The organism is Streptomyces sp. NPDC059142, from assembly GCF_042755665.1.
Lineage (GTDB): Bacteria > Actinomycetota > Actinomycetes > Streptomycetales > Streptomycetaceae > Streptomyces.
On the sequence record NZ_JBHZDA010000006.1, the window covers coordinates 82,509 to 103,203 of the forward strand.

Annotated in this window: 17 protein-coding genes; 14 read left to right on the forward strand and 3 right to left on the reverse strand. The window is 73.1% G+C overall.

Translation table 11 applies throughout. The features are described 5' to 3' along the window. Positions 1-174: 174 nt before the first annotated feature. Entirely contained in the window at positions 175-1,083 is a 909-nt protein-coding gene (locus ACFXPK_RS04545) for a YceI family protein (RefSeq protein WP_384998315.1), read from the reverse strand. A 456-nt stretch (positions 1,084-1,539) separates the two neighbouring features. Here ACFXPK_RS04545 and ACFXPK_RS04550 point away from each other — a divergent pair, with 456 nt between their 5' ends. Further along, positions 1,540-2,040: a hypothetical protein gene (locus ACFXPK_RS04550; protein WP_384998312.1), complete on the forward strand. Its 501-nt coding sequence runs from the start codon at positions 1,540-1,542 to the stop codon at positions 2,038-2,040. A 50-nt stretch (positions 2,041-2,090) separates the two neighbouring features. On the opposite strand, the gene ACFXPK_RS04555 is transcribed toward ACFXPK_RS04550, so the two are convergent. Beyond that, on the reverse strand, positions 2,091-2,996 hold the full coding sequence (locus ACFXPK_RS04555) for a LysR family transcriptional regulator (RefSeq protein WP_384998309.1): 906 nt from the start codon (positions 2,994-2,996) through the stop codon (positions 2,091-2,093). Positions 2,997-3,115: 119 nt separating this feature from the next. Between ACFXPK_RS04555 and ACFXPK_RS04560 the strand changes: the two genes are divergently transcribed. The 9 genes from ACFXPK_RS04560 (at position 3,116) to ACFXPK_RS04600 (ending at position 13,570) form a co-directional block, all read left to right on the forward strand. Beyond that, entirely contained in the window at positions 3,116-5,239 is a 2,124-nt protein-coding gene (locus ACFXPK_RS04560) for an acetate--CoA ligase family protein (protein WP_385071560.1), read from the forward strand. After that, the gene (locus tag ACFXPK_RS04565; RefSeq protein WP_385071563.1) at positions 5,236-6,099 is read left to right on the forward strand and encodes a MaoC/PaaZ C-terminal domain-containing protein; all 864 of its coding nucleotides are present in this window, start codon (positions 5,236-5,238) and stop codon (positions 6,097-6,099) included. Before ACFXPK_RS04560 ends, ACFXPK_RS04565 begins: the two co-directional genes overlap by 4 nt. A gap of 17 nt (positions 6,100-6,116) precedes the next feature. Beyond that, entirely contained in the window at positions 6,117-6,866 is a 750-nt protein-coding gene (gene fabG / locus ACFXPK_RS04570) for a 3-oxoacyl-ACP reductase FabG (protein WP_384998300.1), read from the forward strand. A 152-nt stretch (positions 6,867-7,018) separates the two neighbouring features. Next, a complete protein-coding gene (locus tag ACFXPK_RS04575) occupies positions 7,019-8,395 on the forward strand; it encodes an MFS transporter (RefSeq protein WP_384998297.1) in 1,377 nt (458 codons plus the stop codon). Continuing rightward, on the forward strand, positions 8,392-9,234 hold the full coding sequence (locus ACFXPK_RS04580) for a MaoC family dehydratase N-terminal domain-containing protein (protein WP_384998294.1): 843 nt from the start codon (positions 8,392-8,394) through the stop codon (positions 9,232-9,234). Before ACFXPK_RS04575 ends, ACFXPK_RS04580 begins: the two co-directional genes overlap by 4 nt. Continuing rightward, positions 9,231-10,223 carry an HpcH/HpaI aldolase/citrate lyase family protein gene (locus ACFXPK_RS04585; RefSeq protein ID WP_385071568.1) on the forward strand — a complete coding sequence of 331 codons (993 nt, stop codon included), beginning with the start codon at positions 9,231-9,233 and terminating at the stop codon, positions 10,221-10,223. The genes ACFXPK_RS04580 and ACFXPK_RS04585 overlap by 4 nt, the downstream gene beginning before the upstream one ends. Continuing rightward, positions 10,220-11,155 (forward strand): enoyl-CoA hydratase/isomerase family protein, encoded by a 936-nt coding sequence (locus ACFXPK_RS04590; protein WP_385071571.1) that lies wholly within the window; start codon positions 10,220-10,222, stop codon positions 11,153-11,155. The genes ACFXPK_RS04585 and ACFXPK_RS04590 overlap by 4 nt, the downstream gene beginning before the upstream one ends. Further along, entirely contained in the window at positions 11,152-12,348 is a 1,197-nt protein-coding gene (locus tag ACFXPK_RS04595) for an acetyl-CoA C-acetyltransferase (protein ID WP_385071573.1), read from the forward strand. The genes ACFXPK_RS04590 and ACFXPK_RS04595 overlap by 4 nt, the downstream gene beginning before the upstream one ends. Next, positions 12,323-13,570, forward strand: a complete 1,248-nt coding sequence (locus tag ACFXPK_RS04600; protein ID WP_385071576.1) for a CoA transferase — start codon at positions 12,323-12,325, stop codon at positions 13,568-13,570. The genes ACFXPK_RS04595 and ACFXPK_RS04600 overlap by 26 nt, the downstream gene beginning before the upstream one ends. Before the next feature lie 76 nt (positions 13,571-13,646). Here the strand turns inward: ACFXPK_RS04600 and ACFXPK_RS04605 are convergent, their stop codons facing one another. Beyond that, positions 13,647-14,714, reverse strand: a complete 1,068-nt coding sequence (locus tag ACFXPK_RS04605; protein ID WP_385071578.1) for an Lrp/AsnC family transcriptional regulator — start codon at positions 14,712-14,714, stop codon at positions 13,647-13,649. A gap of 166 nt (positions 14,715-14,880) precedes the next feature. Between ACFXPK_RS04605 and ACFXPK_RS04610 the strand changes: the two genes are divergently transcribed. From ACFXPK_RS04610 to ACFXPK_RS04625, 4 genes are all read left to right on the forward strand, one after another. Then, positions 14,881-15,783: a polysaccharide deacetylase gene (locus ACFXPK_RS04610; RefSeq protein ID WP_385071581.1), complete on the forward strand. Its 903-nt coding sequence runs from the start codon at positions 14,881-14,883 to the stop codon at positions 15,781-15,783. 387 nt (positions 15,784-16,170) lie between these two features. Continuing rightward, entirely contained in the window at positions 16,171-17,475 is a 1,305-nt protein-coding gene (locus tag ACFXPK_RS04615; RefSeq protein WP_385006659.1) for an MFS transporter, read from the forward strand. Continuing rightward, complete coding sequence (locus ACFXPK_RS04620; RefSeq protein WP_385006656.1) at positions 17,475-18,359, forward strand: SDR family NAD(P)-dependent oxidoreductase; 885 nt, start codon at positions 17,475-17,477, stop codon at positions 18,357-18,359. Before ACFXPK_RS04615 ends, ACFXPK_RS04620 begins: the two co-directional genes overlap by 1 nt. Continuing rightward, on the forward strand, positions 18,356-20,608 hold the full coding sequence (locus ACFXPK_RS04625) for a 2-dehydropantoate 2-reductase (protein ID WP_385071584.1): 2,253 nt from the start codon (positions 18,356-18,358) through the stop codon (positions 20,606-20,608). The genes ACFXPK_RS04620 and ACFXPK_RS04625 overlap by 4 nt, the downstream gene beginning before the upstream one ends. Positions 20,609-20,695: the final 87 nt, after the last annotated feature.

The following is a 20,695-nucleotide window of genomic DNA, read 5'->3' on the forward strand; positions in this document are numbered from 1 at the left end:
GGGGCCGCGCGCGGTGTGGGGTGACGGGCCCGCGTTCTTCGCGCTCCGGGGCGCGGGCTCGGCGGGTTGGGGGGGGGGCGCCGGCGCGCCCGCCCCGTCGGCCCGCGCGCCCGCCCCGTCGGCCCGCGCGCCCGCCCCGTCGGCCCGCGCGTCCGCCCCGTCGGAGAGGGCAGGCTACTCCGGCGGCGTCGGCGTCTCGTCGCAGCGGAACATCACCTGAACGTCCAGTTCGAGCTGGATGGTCGGCCCCACGATCGCGATTCCCCTGGCCAGCATCGACCGCCAGTTGAGCGTGTAATCCTCGCGGTGGAGTTCGGTACGCGCCTTGGCGGCGCAGCGCAGCTCTTCGCCATAACCGCCATTGACGGATCCGAGATAGTCGGTTTCCAGACTGATGGTGCGGCTGATTCCATGCAGGGTGAGACTGCCGTGCACGGTCCAGCGGTTGCCCGCATGACGCTGGAAACGTTCGCTGAAGAACTGGATGTACGGATAATTCTCGACATCCAGGAAGTCGGCGGAGCGCAGATGCTCGTCACGCGTCTTGTTCCCGGTGGTGATGCTGGCCGCGTCGATGGTGCACTCGGCGTAGGAGTCCTCGGGCCGCTCGCCGACGCGTACGCCGCCGTCGAACCGGGTGAACCGGCCGTGCACATTGGCCATGCCGACATGGCGCGCGATGAACCGGACGGCGGTGTGCGGCGGGTCGAAGAGCCAGATGCCCGGCTGCGGCGGCTCCAGGGGGCGCGAGTGATCCAGCGTGACCTGGAAGTGGCTCTGGCGGCCCGCGTCGATGTCGACGTTGAGATGGGCGGGGAGCAGGCCGTCCGAGGTGACCAGTACGGAGTAGCGCCCGGTGGGCAGGCCGACCGTGAAGGTGCCGAACGGGTCGGTGCGGCCCTTCATCACCACATGTCCGGTGTGGTTCGCCTTCACCTGGACGTCGGCGCCGTTCATCGGGTGGCCGTTGGGCTGGCCGACCTCCAGGGCGAGCGCCCCGGCCGTCAGGGGTATCCGGGACAGCACGTCCGTCCCCTTGCCGCCCGCTCTCGATTTCCCCCGCCGCAGCAACGAGAGGCCCATGTTGACACCCTTCTTCCACACCGGGAGCCCGGCACCGAAAGAGAGTCGAAATGACTCCCGGAGAAACGGCGGGCTCCCCTTTCCGAGAATTTCGGCAGTGTATTCACCGGGCGACCGTCGCGCCGCCGTCCCGCCACGTTTCCGGCCGTACGGGAACGAGGCGGCCCGACAGATAGTAGACCAATCGTCCACGCTTCAATGACCGGGCTTCCGCATATTCACCTGTGTTTATCGGGTGAAGATTTCCACGCCTCCGGAAACAACAATCCTCACATGTGTGGGGGTGCCTGGAAAATGTACCCCCGGGGTGAATTCGCGACATCGGCCCGGCCGGCGCCGTCGCTCGCCACAGGCCGGGCCCGTCCCGTACCGCGGGACCCCGGCGGCCCGGTGACGGTTCCCCTACGATGAGTGAGCGGCGCGGGGAAGGGGTCCCCGCACCGTGGGGAGGTTCCTGTGGACGCTGGACCCGGCGGTGGCCGCGACTATCCGCCGAAGACACCGCCTCCGCCCAGGAAACCCGTCTCGCCGCCGTTTCCCGCCCCGCCCCGGCCGGGGGCGGCCGGACGCCTCACGACCCGGGACCGGCGCCGGGTGATGATGACCGGCCGCCGCGGCGTCAACTGGCCGCTGGAGCGCCAGGAGTGGACCCCGGCGGTCGCCGCGCGCCGGGTGGTCGGCCGGCTCAGGGCCTGGGGGTACCGGCCGGACGAGGAGACCGTCACCGAGGTCGTCTCCCTGCTGGTACGGACCGCCGCGGCGGACGGCGGTACGCGGGTGAGCCTGCATCTGGCCGACGAGGGGCCCCGCGCCCTGGTGCTGGTCCTGAACCACTGCCCCGGCATGGCGGCCCCCTCGGACCGGGTCCTGCGGGAGCTGGCGGCGCTCGGTGTGACCGACTGCGGGACCGACACCGGCGCGGACGGCCGTCGCCTCTGGGCGCTCCTGGACCTGTAGGGCGCTCTCCGGGAGCCCGCCCCCGACGGGGCCCTGCGTTCCCCCGCCCGTCAGGGCCGGGCGGACCCGGTGCCGACCTCTTCCGCGAGGGCGCGGAACCGGCGTCCCGCCTGGCTCTCGTACCGCGGGTTCCAGGCGACGGCGAGACCGAGCCGGGGCTGGGCGACCTCGGTGATCAGTTCGCGGAACTCCACACCGTCGCGGCCCTTGCGGGCGGCGCTGGAGGGCACGAGGGCCACCCCCATCCCGCTGCCGACCAGGAAGAGCACCGTCTCCACCTGCACGGCCTCCTGGGTGACCCGGGGTGTCACCCCGGCCTCCCGGAACAACATGGTGGACAGGGCGTGCAGACCGGGGATGGCGTGCTGGGTGTAGTCGATGAACGGCTCGTCCGCGAGGTCCCGGAGGGTGATCCGCTTCTGGCGCGCGAAGCGGTGCTCCTTCGGCAGGGCGAGGACGAAGCGGTCGGCCTCCACCGTGACGTACTGGAGGTCGCTGCGGCGGACCAGGGGGACGCGGACGATGCAGACGTCCAGTGTGTGGCGCTCCAGGGACTCGACCAGGCCCGTGTTGGTGTCCTCGGTGAACTTCAGTGTGACGCCCGGGTAGGTCTGCCGGAAGGCGCGCAGCAGCAGGGGCAGCAGCCGGTTCTTCGCGGAGCCGACGAAGCCGACGCGCAGGGTGCCGGTGGCGCCCGCGGCGGTGGACTCGGCGACGCGCGCCAGCTCCGCGGCGTGGAAGACGGCGGCGCGGGCGTGCTCCAGGGCCGCCTCGCCGGCCGGGGTCAGTTCGACGCGGTGGGTGGACCGGACGAAGAGCCGGGCGCCGATCTCGTCCTCCAGCTTGCGGATGGAGACCGAGAGCGGCGGCTGTGTCATGTGCAAACGGTCTGCCGCGGTACGGAAGTTGAGGGTTTCGGCCACCGCCAGGAAGTGTCTGAGCTGCCGCAGCTCCATGGTGATACCTCACGTGTATCAAGAATTGGCGAATGGGCTGCGGGGATTGTATGACCATGGCGGCGTCGGCAGGGTGACTCGCACCACACACGGACGGACAGCACCCAGGGAGCCGCCCCATGTCAGCCGTGCCCTCCACGCCTGTGCCCACAGGTTTCGAGCAGGCATTCCGCCCTCGTTCGGTCGCCGTGATCGGCGCTTCGGACGACCCCGAGAGGATCTCGGGACGGGCTCTGCACTATCTGTTGCGCGCCGGTTACCGGGGCGCCGTCCATCCCGTCAACCACAAGCGGTCGACGGTGCAGGGACTGCCCGCGTACCCCTCGCTGGACGCGGTGCCCGGGGTCCCGGACATGGCGCTGATCTGCCTCCCCTCGCGTCTGCTCAAGCAGGCGGTCACCGACTGCGTGGCGAAGGGCGTGGGCGCCGCGGTGATCTACGCGGCCGGTTTCGCCGAGACGGGCGAGGAGGGACAGGCGCTCCAGGAGGAGCTGGCCGATATCGCCCGGCGGGGGAACCTGCGGCTGTTCGGCCCCAACTGTCTGGGCCTGCTCCACGCGGCCAGTGGTTTCGTGGGCACCTTCAGCAGCGCCTTCGACGAGGCGATCCCCACCGGCGGCAGTGTCGCGGTGGTCAGCCAGAGCGGTGCGTACGGCGGTCATCTGGCCTATCTGTGCCGTCGCCGCAACGTCGACATCGGCTACTGGGTGTCGACGGGGAACGAGGCCGGCACCGATGTCGCGGAATGCATCCACTGGCTCGCCCTCCAGGACGACGTATCGGTGATCCTCGCCTACGCGGAGGGCGTACGGGACGCGGGCCGGCTCCGTACCGCGCTGGCCGTGGCCCACGAGCGGCGCAAGCCGGTGGTGTTCATGAAGGTGGGCTCCTCCGACGCGGGCGCCGCCGCGGCGCAGTCCCACACCGCGTCGCTGGTGGGCAGCGACACCGTCTACGACGCGCTCTTCCGCCAGTACGGTGTGCACCGCGCCCGCACCACCCAGGAGCAGGTCGACCTGGCGTACGCGTGCAGCAGGGGGGTGCTGCCGGCCGGGCGGAGGCTGGGGGTCGTCACCGTCTCCGGCGGATTCGGTGTGCAACTGTGCGACGCCGCCGAGCGGTACGGGCTGGAGGTCGCGGGCCTGCCCGAGGAGGCCAGGGCCCGGCTGCGCGAGATCAACCCGATGGGCAGCGACGACAACCCCTGCGACACGACGGCGGGCTGGCTCAACGACATGAGCCTGATCACCGACACCTACCGGGTCATGTACGCGCAGGGCGACTACGACAGTGTGATCGGCTCGTTCACCATGCTGCCGGACTCGCCCACGTACGGGGAGGCCATCAAGGAGGCCATCCGCAAGGGCACTTCGGACTTCATGGACCGGCCGACCCTGCTGTGCATGGAGGCGCGCCCGGAGGTCGTGCGGTCGTACGAGGAGGCCGGCTTCCTCGTGTACGACGACTCCGAGCGGGCCGTCGCGGCCCTCGACGGGCTGGCCCGGCTGCGGGAGGGCTTCGACCGTCCGCTGCCCGGCCCCGGCGCGGTGGCACCGCGCCGGGAGGTCCCGGACGGGCCGCTGTCCGAGGCCGCCGCCCGGGAGCTGCTCGCCTCCGCGGGGGTGCCGTTCCCCGGCTCCCGGCTGGTGGCCTCGGCCCCCGCGGCCGCCGAGGCCGCGACGGCGGCCGGGTTCCCGGTCGTCATGAAGATCGTCTCCCCGGACATCCCGCACAAGACGGAGATCGGCGGTGTGCTGCTCGGTGTCGCGGACGCGGAGGCCGCCGCGGACGCGTACACGGAGCTGACCGCCCGCGCCGCCGCGGCCCGGCCCGACGCCCGGGTGGAGGGTGTGCTCGTCTCGCGGACGGCGCCCTCCGGTGTCGAGGTGATCGTGGGGGTACGGCGCGACCCGGTCTTCGGCCCGGTCGTGATGTTCGGCACCGGCGGGGTGCGGGCGGAGCTGTTCCGCGATGTCGCGACCCGGGTCGGCGCCGTCGACCGGGACGAGGCGCTGCGGATGATCGCCGAGACCCGGGGCCACGCCCTGCTGACCGGTTTCCGCGGCGCGCCCCCGGCCGATGTCGACGCTCTGGCCGATCTGCTGGTGACGGTCTCCGCGTTCGCGGTCGCCCACACCGACCGGATCGGGACCGTGGAGCTGAATCCGGTGGTCGTCGGGGAGGCCGGGCAGGGGGTGCTGGCCCTGGACGCCCTGGTGGTGCCGCACGAGGAGGCGGCATGACGATGGATCCGGCGAGGCTGCTGCGGCGCGCGTTCGCACCGGTCCGGCAGCGGTACACCGCCCGGGACTGCGCCCTCTACGCGCTGAGTCTGGGGATCGGCGCCGATCCGCTCGACGCCCGCAGGCTCGCGTATGTCATGGAGGAGACGGCGCGCCCCTTCCCCACCATGGCGAACGTCCTCGGCTACGCCGGTTTCTGGGCGCGTGAACCGGACACCGGTATCGACTGGCGCCGGCTGCTGCACGTCGAGCAGTCGATGACACTGCACGCGCCCCTGGCGCGTGCGGGCGAGGTGGTGGGCCACACCCGGGTGACCGGCGTCGTGGACAAAGGCGTCGCGAAGGGCGCCCTGCTCCACCAGGAGCGGCGGATCGTGGCGGCGGACAGCGGACAGCTCCTGGCCGAGGTGGGCCAGGTCAGTCTGTTGCGCGGCGACGGCGGCTGCGGCAGTACGACGGACGCCGTGACACCGCCCCACCGGATGCCGGAACGGGCCCCGGACGCCGTCCACGATCTGCCCACCCTGCCGCAGGCGGCGCTGCTCTACCGTCTCAACGGCGACACCAACCCCGTGCACGCCGACCCGGGAACGGCGAGGGCCGCCGGGTTCGACCGGCCCGTCCTGCACGGGCTGTGCACCTTCGGCATGGCCGTGCACGCCCTGCTGGCGAGCGCCCTGGACTGGGACGACTCCCGGCTGCACCGGCTGCGGGTCCGCTTCACCGCGCCCGTCCTCCCCGGGGACACGCTGCGGACCGAGTCCTGGACCGACGGAGACGTCGTGTCCTTCCGTACCACCGCCGTCGAACGCGGCGCCGTCGTCCTGGACGCCGGCCGCGCCGACCTGATCCGACCCTGACGCACAGGAGCCGCACCATGGAACTGGAACTCACCGACAGGACCGCCGTCATCACCGGCTCGGCCCGGGGGCTGGGCGCGGCGACCGCCCACCGGCTGGCGCGGGAGGGGGCCCGCGTCGTCATCACCGACATCGACGGGGCGGGCGCGGAGGCCACCGCCCGGGAACTGACCGGGCTGGGCCACCGGGCGATCGCGGTCCGCGCCGACATCACCTCCGGCGCGGACGTGGACGCCCTGGTCGCCACCGCCGTCGAGGCGTTCGGCGGGGTGGACATCCTCGTCAACAACGCCGGTTTCCCTCGTGACACCCTGCTCACGAAGATGACGGACACCGACTGGGACGCGGTCGTCGAGGTGATCCTCAAAGGGTCGTTCCTCGTCACCCGGGCCGTGATGCCGCATCTGATCGAACAGCGGTGGGGGCGGGTGGTCAACATCTCCTCGCGCAGCTACCTGGGCAACCCCGGGCAGGCCAACTACTCCAGCGCCAAGGCCGGTCTGCTCGGCTTCACCCGCGCGCTCGCCGCCGAGCAGGGGCGGTACGGCATCACCGTGAACGCGGTGGCGCCCGGTTTCATGGAGACCGAGGCCGTCCGCGCGCTGGACCACTACGAGAGGATCCGGGAGAAGGCGGTGGCCGCCCAGCCGCTGCGCCGTGCCGGGCAGCCCGAGGACATCGCCGACGCGGTGGCGTTCCTCGCCTCGGAGCGCGCGTCCTTCATCACCGGCGAGACCCTGCACGTCACCGGCGGCCGGTTCGGCTGACCGCCGCGCCCCGTGGCGCCCTCCCCGGACGCCACCGGAACACACCGGAACACACCGAACACACGCACGCACACACGCACACACCGGGTACACCGGGTACACCGGCCCACCCCGTCCCCGTACCTCCCCCATGATGTCAATGGAGATATCCCATGGCCGCTTCCCAGGAAGCCGTCGCCGGGGCACGACGCCCCGTCGGCTCGTCACCGTCCCCCGGCCGCAGCAGAGCACGCTTCCTGATCGTGGCGCTGCTGTTCCTGGTGTCCACGCTCAACAACGCCGACCGGGCGATCCTGTCCATCACCGGCACCGAGATCCAGGACGGGATCGGCGTCAGCGACGTCACCCTCGGCTACCTGTTCTCCGCCTTCTCCTGGGCCTACATGCTGGCCCAGCTTCCCGGTGGCTGGATCGTGGACCGGTGGGGCGCCCGCCGGGTGTACGCGGGGAGCATTCTCGCGTGGTCGGTGGCGACCCTGCTCCAGGGCTTCGTGCCGCTGTTCGGCATCGCCTCGGCGATGATCGCGCTGTTCGTCCTGCGGATCGCGGTCGGTGTGGCCGAGGGCCCCGCCTACCCGGCCAACGCCCGTGTGGTGGCGACCTGGTTCCCCACCGCCGAACGCGGCACCGCCTCCGCGATCTTCAACTCCTCGCAGTACGCGGCGCCGGTCGTCTTCACCCCGTTCATGGCCTGGCTCACCCACGGCTGGGGCTGGCCGTCCGCGTACTTCGTCATGGGCGGCGTCGGGATCGTGCTCAGCGTCTGCTGGTGGGCCGCCTACCGCCAGCCGAGGGAGCACCCGCGCGTCAACGGGGCCGAGTTGGACCACCTGGTCGAGGGCGGCGCGCTCGTCGACATCGAGCAGGCCGCCGCGGTCGGCACCAAGGACGGCGTCGACACCTGGTCCGTCGTACGGCAACTCCTCAGCAGCCGGATGATGATCGGCATCTACCTGGGCCAGTACTTCATCACCACGATCGTCTACTTCTTCCTCACCTGGTTCCCGATCTATCTGATCAAGGAGCTGGGGATGCCGCTGCTGGAAGCCGGGTTCACCGCCTCCATCCCCGCCCTCTTCGGCTTCGTCGGCGGCATCCTGGGCGGCCTGCTCTCCGACGCCCTGCTGCGCCGCGGCATGTCGGTGACCGCCGCACGTAAGATCCCCATCGTCACCGGGTTGCTCCTGTCGACCTGCATCATCGCCTGCGCCTGGACCTCGACCCAGACCGTGGTCATCGTCCTGATGGCGGCGGCGTTCTTCGGCAAGGGGCTGGGCAGCCTCGGCTGGACCGTCGTCTCCGACACCTCCCCGAAGGAGGCCGCGGGGCTCTCCGGCGGCCTGTTCAACACCTTCGCCAACCTGGCCGGCATCACCACCCCGATCGTCATCGGCTACGTCGTCGACATCACCGGGTCCTTCGACGGCGCGCTGATCTTCGTCGGCGCGTCCGGCCTGGGCGCGGCGCTGTCCTTCCTGCTGGTCGTCGGCCGTATCGAACGCATCCGTCTGAAGGAGACCACCCCATGACGGCCACCGACACCCACGCGGCGTGGAAGGGGCGGCGCGAGGAGGCCGAGGACACCCTGAGCGCGGACACCGCGGCCCGGCTGGCCGCGACCCTGGACCACCCCCCGGCCCCCACGGACGTGGCACCGCTCCTCGCGCACTGGCTCTGCTTCCCGCCCCGGGCACCCCACAGCGAGCTGGGGCCCGACGGGCACCCCCGGCGCGGCGGCTTCCTGCCGCCGGTCCGGCTGCCCCGGCGGATGTGGGCCGGCGGCGCGCTGCGCTTCATGGCGCCGCTGCGCACCGGGGTGCCCGTGCGCCGTACCTCGGTCCTCGCGGACGTACGGGAGTCCGAGGGTCGCAGCGGTCCCCTGGTCTTCGTCACCGTCGACCACGAACTGCGGCAGGAGGGCGCCCCGGTCCTCACCGAGCGGCAGGACCTCGTCTACCGGGGCGCTCCCGTAACCCCTCCGGCGGCCCGGGAGCGGGCGCCGGAGGACACACCGCCGCCCGGACTCTGGCAGCGCGCCCTCGTGCCCGACCCGGTGCTGCTGTTCCGCTACTCGGCGCTGACGTTCAACGCGCACCGCATCCACTACGACCGCCCGTACGCCTGCGAGGAGGAGGGCTATCCCGGGCTGGTCGTCCACGGTCCGCTGACGGCGACGCTGCTGCTCGACCTCTATCTGCGGCGGCGGCCCGGGGCCCGCGTCACCGGCTTCCGCTTCCGCGGGGTGCGACCCGCCTTCGACGGCCGGGAGCTGACCCTGCACGCCACGCCGACCGGGACCGGCGCGGACCTGTACGCCGCCGACGACCGGGGGCGGACCGTGATGAGCGCGGAGGTGGACGCCGTATGACCGGTACGGGGACCGGTACGGGGACCGGTACGGAGCTGACCGCGCGGCGGTCCCTGCTGTTCGTCCCCGCCGGGGACGAACGCCTCCTCGCGCGTGCGCACCTGCGGGGCGCGGACGGGCTGATCCTCGATCTGGAGGACGCCGTCCCGGCGTCCGGGAAGGAGGCGGCGCGCCTCGCCCTGCCCGGCCATCTCGACCGGCTGGCCGCCGAGGGCCAGTACCTGGTGGTACGGACCGGCGCGGATCGCGCCGACTGGGAGCAGGACCTGCGGGCGGCGGTCCGGCCCGGCCTGCGGGCGGTGATGCTGCCCAAGGCCGAGCGTCCGGACCAGCTCGCCGCGATGGCCGCGTTCCTGCGCGTACGGGAACGGGAGTGCGGGCTGCCGGACGGCTCGGTCGGGCTGATCGCGCTGATCGAGTCGCCGGCCGCGCTCTTCGCGCTGCCCGCGCTGGCGGGGGCGGACCGGGTGGGCGCGCTGGCGTTCGGCAGCGAGGACTTCTCGCTGGCCCTGGGGGTGGCGCCGACGCCGTCGGTGCTGACCGAGCCGTGCCGCTGGATCGCGCTGGCCGCCTCGGCCGCCGGGATCGCCTCCTTCGCGCTGCCGCTCTCCCTGGCCGTTCTGGACCGGCCCGACGCGCTGGCGGACGCGGCCCGGCAGGCCCGGGAGCTGGGCGTCACCGGCGCCCTGTGCGTCCACCCGGCGCAGGTGGCCGCCGTCCACACCGCCTGGGCCCCGGACGAGGCCCGGACGGCCTGGGCCCGCAGGGTGACCACCGCCTGGGACGCTGCGGGCGCCGGCGGACCCGCGCCGGGCGCCCTCCGGGTCGACGGGCAGATGGTCGACGCGCCCGTCCTGCGCAGGGCACGCGCCCTGCTCGCCGAGGCCGCCGCCGCGGCGCCCACCGGAACCACCCGACCCACCGGACCTACCGGACCCACCGGACCCACCGGACCCACCAGACCCACCGACCATGGAGGTGACAGATGAGCGGCGCTCAGGTCCGCCTGGACATCACGGACGGGGTGGCGACCGTCGTCCTCGACAACCCGCCCCTGCACGTGTGGAACGCCGCGATGACCCGCGGCCTGACCGAGGCGCTGGACGCCGTGGAGCGCGACCCGTCCGCCGGAGTGGTGATCCTGACCGGGGCCGGGGACCGCGCGTTCTGCGCGGGGTCCGACATCGCCGAGTTCGCCCCGATGCGGGCGCCGGGCGAGGCGGTGGCGAAGAAGCTCCGCCCGCAGCAGGAGCTGTTCGCGCGGCTGGCGGCCTTCCCCCGGCCGGTGATCGCCGCGTTGAACGGGCACACGCTCGGCGGCGGTCTGGAGATCGCCGTCTGCTGCGATCTAATCGTCGCCGAGGAGCAGATCGGCATCGGTTCCCCGGAGATCACCCTCGGGGTCTTTCCCGGCAGCGGCGGCACGTTCCGGGTCGCCCGCCGTATCGGGACGGGCCGGGCCAAGGAGATGCAACTGCTGGGCGAGCCGGTGACGGCCGCGACCGCGCTGGCCTGGGGACTGGTCAACCGGGTCGCGCCGCGCGGCCGGGCCGTCGAGGTAGCGAAGGAACTGGCGGAGATCCTGCTGCGCCGGCCGCCGCGCGCGCTGGCCCTGTGCGCGTCGGTGATCGACGCGGCCCACGACCTCACCGAGGAGGAACTGATCGAGCGTTCGCTGGCCGCCAGCGACGAGGCGTTCACCTCGGCCGAGAGCGCGGAGGGGGTGCGGGCGTTCCTCGCCAAGCGCGCCCCGGACTTCCGCGCCCTCCCGGTGAGCGCCCCCGAGTCCACCGAATCCCCCGAATCTGCCGATTCCGCCGATTCCGTCGGTGGAGCCGATTCCGTCGGTGCCGTCGGTGCCGTCGGTGCCGTCGGTGCCGTCGGTGCCGTCGGTGCCGTGAAGAAGGAGACCCCCGCATGACCCGCGCGGCGATCGTCGCCCCTGTCCGTACCCCCATCGGCGCCTTCGGCGGCGGCCTGCGCCAGGTGCCCGTCGAGAAACTGGGCGCCACGGTCGCCCGGGCGACCGTCGAGCGGGCCGGTATCGACCCCGCCCTGATCGAGGACGTGGTCTTCGCACAGTCCTACGCCAGCAGCGAGACACCGTGTGTCGGACGCTGGATCGCGCTGGAGGCCGGATTCCCCGTCGAGGTCGCCGGGATGCAGCTCGACCGGCGCTGCGGCGCCGGACTCCAGGCGATCGCGACGGCGGCCATGATGGTGCGGTCCGGAGCGGCCGAGGTCGTCATGGCGGGCGGCGTCGAGAGCATGAGCAACGTCGAGTACTACACGACCGATCTGCGCTGGGGCGGGCGCTTCGGCTCCACCGTCCTCCACGACCGGCTCGACCGGGGCCGGGAACGGGCCCAGCCCGTGGAGCGGTTCGGGGAGATCTCCGGGATGATCGAGACCGCCGAGAACCTGGCCCGCGACTACGGGATCACCCGCGAGGAGGCCGACGCCTACGCCGTACGCAGCCAGCGGAGGGCGGCGGCCGCCCAGGACTCCGGCGCCTTCGCGCGCGAGGTCGTCCCGGTGACGGTGGAGCGGCCCAAGGGCGGCCCCGTGGTCCTCGACCGCGACGAGGGGCTGCGGCCCGACACCACCATGGAGAAGCTGGCCCGGCTGCGTACCGTACAGCCGGGCGGGACCGTCACCGCGGGCAACGCCTGTCAGCAGAACGACGCCGCCGCGGCCTGTCTGGTCGTCGCCGAGGACCAGCTGGAGCGGCTGGGGCTGACCCCCGTCGCCTATCTCTCGGGCTGGGCGGCGGCGGGGTGCGAGCCCTCCCGGATGGGCATCGGCCCGGTCCCCGCCACCGGCCGGCTCCTCGGACGGCTCGGTCTGAGCCTGGCGGACATGGACCTGATCGAGGTCAACGAGGCGTTCGCCTGCCAGGTGCTCGCGGTGCTCAGGGAGTGGGGCATCGACGACACGGAGCGCGTCAACGTCAACGGTTCCGGTATCTCGCTGGGCCACCCGGTCGGTGCGACCGGTGTGCGCATCATGACCACGCTGCTCCACGAGATGGAGCGCAGGGACGCCCGGTACGGACTGGAGACCCTGTGCATCGGAGGAGGTCAGGGCATTGCCGCCGTCTTCGAACGCCCCTGAGGCCCCGAACGTCCCCGACACGCGTGACACCCCTGGGGGCCCCGACGCCCCCGGGGCACGGCGCGGCCCCCTCGCGGGGCTGCGGATCGTGGAGGTCTCGGCCTTCGTCGCGGCGCCGCTGGCGTCCATGACCCTGGCCCAGCTCGGCGCCGAGGTGATCCGTATCGACCCCGTCGGCGGGAACATCGACCACCACCGCTGGCCGGAGACCGACGACGGGACCAGCCTCTACTGGGCCAGCCTCAACAAGGGCAAACGCTCGGTGACCCTGCCGCTGGACACCCCCGAGGGGCAGCGGGCCGCGGCCGACATCATCTGCGCGGACGGCCCCGGCGCGGGCATCCTGATCACCAATCTGCCGGGGCGCGGCTGGCTCGACCACGCGCGGCTCTCCGCCCGGCGGCCGGACCTGATCATGATGCGTCTGCTGGGGGACCACGACGGCTCCCCGGCCGTCGACTACTCCGTCAACTGCGCGAGCGGCTTCCCGCACGCCACCGGGGAAGGGCCGGCGCCGGTCAACCATGTCCTGCCGGCCTGGGACGTGGCCGCCGGGCTCTACCTGACCGTCGGCCTGCTGGCCGCCGAACGCCGCAGGCAGGCGACCGGCGAGGGCCAGGAGGTGTCGCTCGCCCTCTCCGACGTCATGCTCGCCACCGTCGGCAACCTCGGCTATCTGGCGGACGTCCAGATCAACGGCGTCTCCCGGGAGCCGATCGGCAACAGCCTGTACGGCGGCTTCGGACGGGACTTCGGTACCGCCGACGGGCGGCGGGTCATGGTGGTGGCCCTCACCACCCGCCAGTTCCGCTCCCTGGGCCGGGCCACCGGCCTCACCGAGAAGCTGGAGATGACCGGACCGCTGCTGGACGTGGACGTGACGACGGAGGGCGGACGGTACGCCGCCCGGCACGCCATCGCCGCGGTGCTGGAACCGTGGTTCGCGGCCCGGACCCTGGCCGAGGTGCGCGCCGTGCTCCAGGGCTCGGGGGCGCTGTGGGGCCCGTACCAGACCTTCCGGCAACTGTACGAGGAGGATCCGCGCTGCTCGGCGGAGAACCCGCTCTTCTCCTGGATCGAGCAGCCGGGCATCGGCAAGCTGCTCGCGCCGGGGTCCCCGCTGATGTTCTCCGGGGATCCGGCGCCCGCCGCCGCGCCGGCGCCCCGGCTCGGCGCGGACACCGGCGCCGTCCACTCCCGGGGGGAGGCCGGGCGGGGGTGAGCGGGCCGGGGGCCCGCCGACCGGTCCCCGGGCCGGTCAGCCGGTCTCCGTGCCGGTCAGCCGGTCCCCGGGCCGGTCAGCCGATCCCCGGGAGCGTGATCCCGTCCTCGCACCACGGGTCGATGGGCGCGCTCTCCAGGCGGCGCCCCAGCTCGTCCAGGATCCACCCCTGCCGCTTCACCGTCCGCAGCACGATCCCGTGGTCGACGATCTCCAGTCCGGGGCACTGCGCCCCGATCCGGTCCTCCAGGTCATGGGCGCTGTCCACGGAGTGCAGCCAGGTGGAGAGGAGGATGTTCGTCTCGCCGCTGGTCGCGGTCAGCAGCCGGACGTCCGGCATCCGGCTGAGCTGTTCGCAGATCTGCCGCCGCCGCGGGGCCGCCGCCCGCGCCCACAGGAGCGAGGTGACCGGCCAGCCCGTGATGTGCTGGGCGATCTCGCAGCGGAACGCGACGGCGCCCGTGCGCTCCAGCCGGGTCAGCCGGCGACGGGCCGCGGTCTGGCTGGTCCCCGTACGCGCCGCCAGATCGGAGACCGGCAGCCGGCCGTCCGGGGCGAGGGCCAGCAGCAGCTCCCGGTCGGGGCCGTCCAGCGTCCCGGGTACGGCCTGGCGCGGCGCGGTCTCGTCGGCGACCGCCTGGAGGAGCGACTGCTCCGCACGGGGGAGCGCGTCCAGCCGCCAGTCGCTCCCGGAGACGAGGATGCGCGTGGTGATCTGGGTGTTGACGCGCACCACACCGGGCAGCCGGCTCACCCGCTCCAGGATGAACCGGGACAGCGCCGGGAGATCCCGGGTGACCGCGTTGACATGGATGTCGCGCCCGCTGGCCAGCTCCATCACGGACTTCGTCCGCGGGTCCCTGGCCAGTGCGAGCGCCACCCCGCGCCGGGCCGACGGCTCGCAGTCCACGTCGATGAACGCGTTGCACAGCGACCGCCACAGGCCGGGGCTGCCGGTCGCCGTCACCCAGGCCAGCCCGCGGTCCGAGATCCGCCCCCAGCGGCGGGCGACGGTCACCGCGCTGAGCCCGAGCACCTCGCTGATCGCCGTCCAGGAGGCGCGTGGCGCGATCTGCAGGGCATGGGCGATGGCCAGGTCCGTCTCGTCCAGCTCGGCCTGGGGCGAGGCGGCGGAATCCTTCACGCGAAGACGGTCCATGGCGATTCTCGTCGATTTCCTGGGTTGGTGAACGGGAGATGGCCACGATGGACCATCACCGACAAGCCACGCAAGAGCGATGGCGAACGGAGTGGTACCTCCTCGGGCACGCCCCGGAGCACACATATCTCGCACGGAAGGCCGGATTCTGATGCCGCAGAGCGAACAGCAGCCGTGGGAATGGGACGAGACGACCTGGCGCCGCCATGTCGGACACGTACGCGCCGGGCGCTCCCTCGCACCGGGGACCTGGCGCGGCGGGGCCCGCTGCGCGGTGGCCGTGTCCTTCGACTCGGACCACGAGACCCCGGCCCTGCGCGACGGCGAGACCCGCCCGGCCAAGCTCGCCCAGGGCGAGTACGGCGCCCGCGTGGCCGTACCGAAGATCCTCGCCCTGCTGGAGCGCCACCGCGTCCCCGCGAGCTTCTTCATGCCCGCCGTCTGCGCGCTGCTGCGCCCGCAGGAGGCCAAGGCGTACACGGCCGCCGGCCATGAGCTGGCCGTCCACGGCTGGATCCATGAGCGCAACACCTCCCTCTCCGCGGAGACCGAGCGCGAGCTCCAGTTCCGCTCCGCCGACACCCTGGAGCGGATCGGCGGCGTACGCCCCGTCGGCATCCGCACGCCGAGCTGGGACTTCTCTCCGCACACCCTGGCGATCACCCGGGAGATGGGCCTGCTCTACGACTCCTCCCTGATGGCCGACGACGAGCCGTACGAGCTCGTCGAGGACGGCGAGGAGACCGGCGTCGTGGAGATCCCCGTGGAGTGGATCCGCGACGACGCGCCCTACTTCATGATGGAGCGCTTCGCCTCGCTGCGCCCCTACATCGCGCCGCGGGACGTCCTGCGGATCTGGCAGGACGAGTTCGCCGCCGCGTACACGGCCGGTGGTCTGTTCCAGCTCACCATGCACCCGCACATCATCGGCCACCGCTCCCGGCTCGTCATCCTGGACGAGCTGCTCGCCCACATCGGCGAGCACGAAGGGGTGTGGTTCGCCACCCACCGGGAGATCGCCGAGTACTGCCTGGCGCAGCACCCGGCCCGCTGACCGTCACGTCGTCACCCGCCCCGCCCGCCCGTACGCCGTACCCCGGCATCCGCGGCGGCGGGCCCGTACGGTCGACCGGAACACACCCCGGCGTCACCCCTGCCCACCCGGCACGGGGCCCGTCGCCCACCACCCCGGCCGCGCCCCGGTGTCCCGACCCCCGGACACCCCGCGGCCCCCGCTCCCCCGCCGCCGTGCCCGCTCACCCGCTCCCGGCCGGCGCGCGGGCACCGCGCGGGCCGGTCCTCCGGCCCGCCCGCTCCACCCGGTGCGGTCCCGCCCGTCCGGGCCCGACCGCACCGCGCCCCCCACAGGAATCAGGACCCGCACTCCCGCAATCCCGATCCGTCCCCCTGTGACGCTCCAAGGAAGGCGAGGAACCCCCTCGTGACAACCGACACCGCCGCATCAGGCACCGCCCCGTCCACCAAGCTGACGCCCAAGCAGCGCAAGGCCATCGTGGCCGGATCCGTGGGCAACACCGTCGAATTCGTCGACTGGGCCCTCTACGGCATCTTTGTGAAGATCATCGCGGATGTCTTCTTCCCCAAGGCCGACGGGGCTGTCGCACTCCTCTCCACCCTCGCCGTCTTCGCCGTCGGCTTCGTGATGCGCCCGGTGGGGGCCGCCGTCCTCGGCGCGTACGCCGACCGGCACGGCCGCAAGAAGGGGCTCTCGCTCACCATCGGCCTGATGGCGGGCGCCGGTTTCGTCATCGCGATCACCCCCGGCTACGAGACGATCGGCATCGCCGCCCCGGTGATCCTGCTGCTGGCGCGGCTCGCCCAGGGCTTCTCCGCGGGCGGTGAGTTCGGCTCGTCCTCGGCGTTCCTGGTGGAGTCGGCCGCGCCCGGACGGCGCGCCTTCGCCGGTTCCTGGCAGCAGGTGTCGGTCGCGGGCGGTGTGCTGATCGCGTCGCTGCTCGGCACCGCCTTCACCTCGCTGCTCAGCGAGGACGCCCTGCGCAGCTGGGGCTGGCGGGCCGCTTTCATCATCGGCGCGCTGCTCGGTCTCGTCGGGCTCTGGCTGCGGGTCACCGTCGAGGACACCGAGTCGTTCAACGAGACCAAGGCCGGCGGGCAGGACAGGAAGAACCCGCTGAAGGCCATGTTCGTCGAGCACCCGGCCGCCGCGCTGCGGGTCGCCGGCATCACCATCGCCGGCACACTGACGTACTACATCTGGGTCAACTACCTGCCGACGTACGCCAATCTCACCACCGGTATCCCGCTGGAGCGGGCGCTGCTCTCGCAGACCCTGTGTCTGGTCATCTTCATCGTGCTGCTGCCGTTCGCCGGGCTGCTCTCCGACAAACTGGGGCGCAAACCCACCCTGGCGGGGTTCGCCGGGGGCTTCGTCCTCCTCTCCTGGCCGATGCTGCACCTGCTGAACGACAGCTTCCTCGTCCTGTTCCTGGTCCAGCTCACCGGCATGCTGCTGATCCTCGGCTACTCCGCGAACTGCGCGGTGATCATGGCCGAGCAGTTCCCGCCCGAGGTGCGTGCCACCGGCATCGCCCTCCCGTACGCGCTGGCCGTCGCCGTCTTCGGCGGTACCGCCCCGTACGTCACGACCTGGATGAGCGACTCCGGACACGCCGACAAGCTCTGGCTGTACGTCTCCGGCGCCGCCCTGGTCTCCCTCATCATCTACCTGACCATGCCCGAGACGAAGGACAAGGAGTTCGCCTGATGGCGCACGTACTGGTCACCGGCGCCGCGAGCGGCATCGGACGGGCCGTCGCCGAGCACTTCGCGGCGGCCGGTCACCGGCTGACACTCGTCGACATCGACGCCGCCCGGCTCGCGGAGACCGCGAACACCCTCGGCGCGGCCCACCGGGTCCACGACCTGTGTTCGGCCGAAGGTCCGGCCGCGGCCGTCGGCGACGGCTGGCAGGCCCACGGTCCCGTGGACGTGCTGGTCAACTCGGCCGGCATCTATCCGTCGCTCGACATGACCGAGGTCACCGCCGCAGCCTGGGACCGCGTCTTCGCGCTCAACACCCGCGCCCCGGTGCTCGCGACGGCCGAGCTGGCCCGCCGCGCCATCGCCGCGGGCCGGGCCGCCTCGGTGGTCAACATCTCCTCCGGCGCCGCGCTCCGTGCCCGGCCCGGCGGGGGCCCGTACGCCTCCTCCAAGGCGGCGCTGGAGATGGCGACGCGCGCCGCGGCACTCGAACTGGGGCCGCACGGCATCCGCGTCAACGCCGTCAGCCCCGGCTTCATCGGGGTCGACAGCGCCTGCAACCCCGTCACCGACGAGTATGCGGCCGCCGTCTCCGTCAACCCGCTGGGACGGCCGGGGACCCCGGCGGACGTCGCCCGCGCCGTCGTGTGGATCGCCGGACCCGACGCCTCCTGGGTGACCGGCGAGATCCTGCGCGTGGACGGCGGCAGCGCCACCGGCGCGACCCATCTGCCCCGGCTGTGGCCGCCGGCCGGCGCCACCGCGGACGGCGGGGCCGCCACCACCGGGAGCGGCACACCGGACACACCGCGGCACCCGGCGCCGGACACACCGCCGGGCCCCGGCGCGGACACACTTGCGGACACCACGAAGGGACACACCTCATGACCGGCGACGCCTACACCGTGGTCGGCGCGGGTGCCATCGGCGGCACCCTCGCCCACAGCCTCGCGGCGGCCGGCCACCAGGTCACCGTCATCGACACCGACGCCGCCCACGTGGCCGCGATCCAGGCCGACGGGCTGACCATCCTGCGCGGCGAGAAGCGCGAGAGCGTACGCCTCGACGCGGCCACCCCCGACACGTACCAGGGACCGCCCCTCGGCCGGGTCCTGCTCAGCGTCAAGGCGCAGGCCACCGGGGCGGCCATGGAATGGATCGCGCCGCGCCTCGCCCCGGACGGCTATGTCGTCTCCGTGCAGAACGGCTTCAACGAGGCGCTCATCGCGGAACACGTCGGCGCCGACCGGACGGTCGCCGCCTTCGTCAACATCTTCGCCGACCTCGTCGAACCGGGCGTGGTGCGCGACGGCGGCCCCGGCGCCTTCGTCATCGGCGAGCCGGGCGGCGCGCCGGTCTCCGACCGGGTACGCGCCCTGGTCGCGGATCTCCAGGCGTGGGGCCCCGCCCTGGCGAGCGACAACGTCGAGGGCTACCTGTGGGCGAAGGCCGCGTTCGGCGCGATGCTCTCGGCCACCGCGCTGGCCGACGCCCCCATGGCGGACCTCACGGACCGCCACCGCGCCACCATGTACGCGCTGACCGCCGAGGTGTACGCGGCGGCCGACGCGGCCGGGGCGCGTCTGGAGTCCTTCGACGCCTTCGAGGCGGCCGCCTTCCGGCCCGACACCGACCCCGCCCTGCGCGACGCCGCCTGCGACCGGCTGACCGCCTGGCTGCGCACCCAGCCCAAGGACCGCAGCGGCATCTGGCGCGACCTGGCCGTCCGCCGCCGCCCGGTGGAGGTGACCACGCACTACGCGCCGGTGTTCGAGCAGGCGCGGCGGGTGGGCCTGGACGCTCCGGTGCTCCGGGCCGTCGTGGCCGGTCTGCGGGAGCTGGAGCAGGACCCGTCCACCATGTCCGAGTCCCGGCTGGACGCCCTCGACCGCCTCGCCGCGTCCGGCTCCGTCCAGGCGGACACGGACGGCGCGGCGCGCCACGACCTGCCCGCGGGGCCGGTGCTCACCGACGCGCAGGCCGTCGCCGTGCACGGCTGGCTGGACGAGCGCCGTGACGCGATGGACGCCGACCTCGCCGCGTACACCTCCCAGGAGAGCTCCAGCGACGACCCCGCCTGCCTCGCGGCGTGCCTGGAGTGGCTGCGCGGCTGGCTCGACTCCTCGCTCGGCGCTCCCGACAGCGAGGAGCTGATCCCGCGCGAGACGGCCGGCGACATCATGATCCGCCGGTACGCGGGCACGGGCCCGTCCACCGGCGCCCCGCTGCTGCTCGTCGGCCACTACGACACCGTCTGGTCGACCGGGACCCTCGCGGAGTGGCCCTACCACCGGGAGGGGGACCGTATCTCCGGGCCCGGTGTGTTCGACATGAAGGCCGGACTGGTCCAGGCCGTCTGGGCGCTGCGCGCGCTCACGGCGCTCGGTCTGCCGCGCCCCGAGTGCACCCTGCTGCTCAACGGGGACGAGGAGACCGGCAGCGAGGCGTCGAGCGGGGTCATCGTCGACGAGGCGCGCAAGTCGCGGGCGGCGCTGGTCTTCGAGGCGAGCGCGGACGGGGCGGTGAAGACGACCCGCAAGGGCGTCGGTCTGTTCTCCCTCACCGTCACCGGCGAGGAGGCGCACGCCGGGCTCGACCCGACGGCCGGGGCGAGCGCGGTCAACGAGATCGCCCGCCAGGTGCTCGCGCTGGAGGCCCTGGCCGACCCGGAGGCCGGCACCACCGTCAACGTCGGTGTGCTGCGCGGCGGTACGCGCAGCAACGTCACGGCCGGAGAGGCAACCGCCAACCTGGACATACGGGTCGCGACCGGCGACGAACGCGCCCGTCTGGACACGGCTCTCGCCGGGCTCGCCCCGGTCGACCCCCGGACCGGGCTGAAGCTGGACGGCGGCTGGAACCGTCCGGTCTTCGAGCGCACCGAGGGCGTCGGCCGGGTCTTCGCCCTGGCCAGGTCCTGCGCCGCGCCGCTCGGGCTCGACCTGCGCGAGACGGCGGTGGGCGGCGCCAGCGACGGGAACTTCATCCTCGCGGCGGGCACCCCGGTCCTCGACGGGCTCGGCGCGGTGGGCGGCGGCGCCCATGCCCGCAGCGAACATGTGACGCTCAGCGGCATGGTCGAGCGCTCCGCCCTGGCGGCGGGCGTGCTGGCCGCCTTCAGCGCTCCGGCCGCCTGAGCCGCGGGCCGGGATCGCACGTCGAAGAACAGGGTGGGGGGGCCGCGGCGGCAGCGGGCGGGCGGCCCCCCCCCCGTGTTCAGGAGG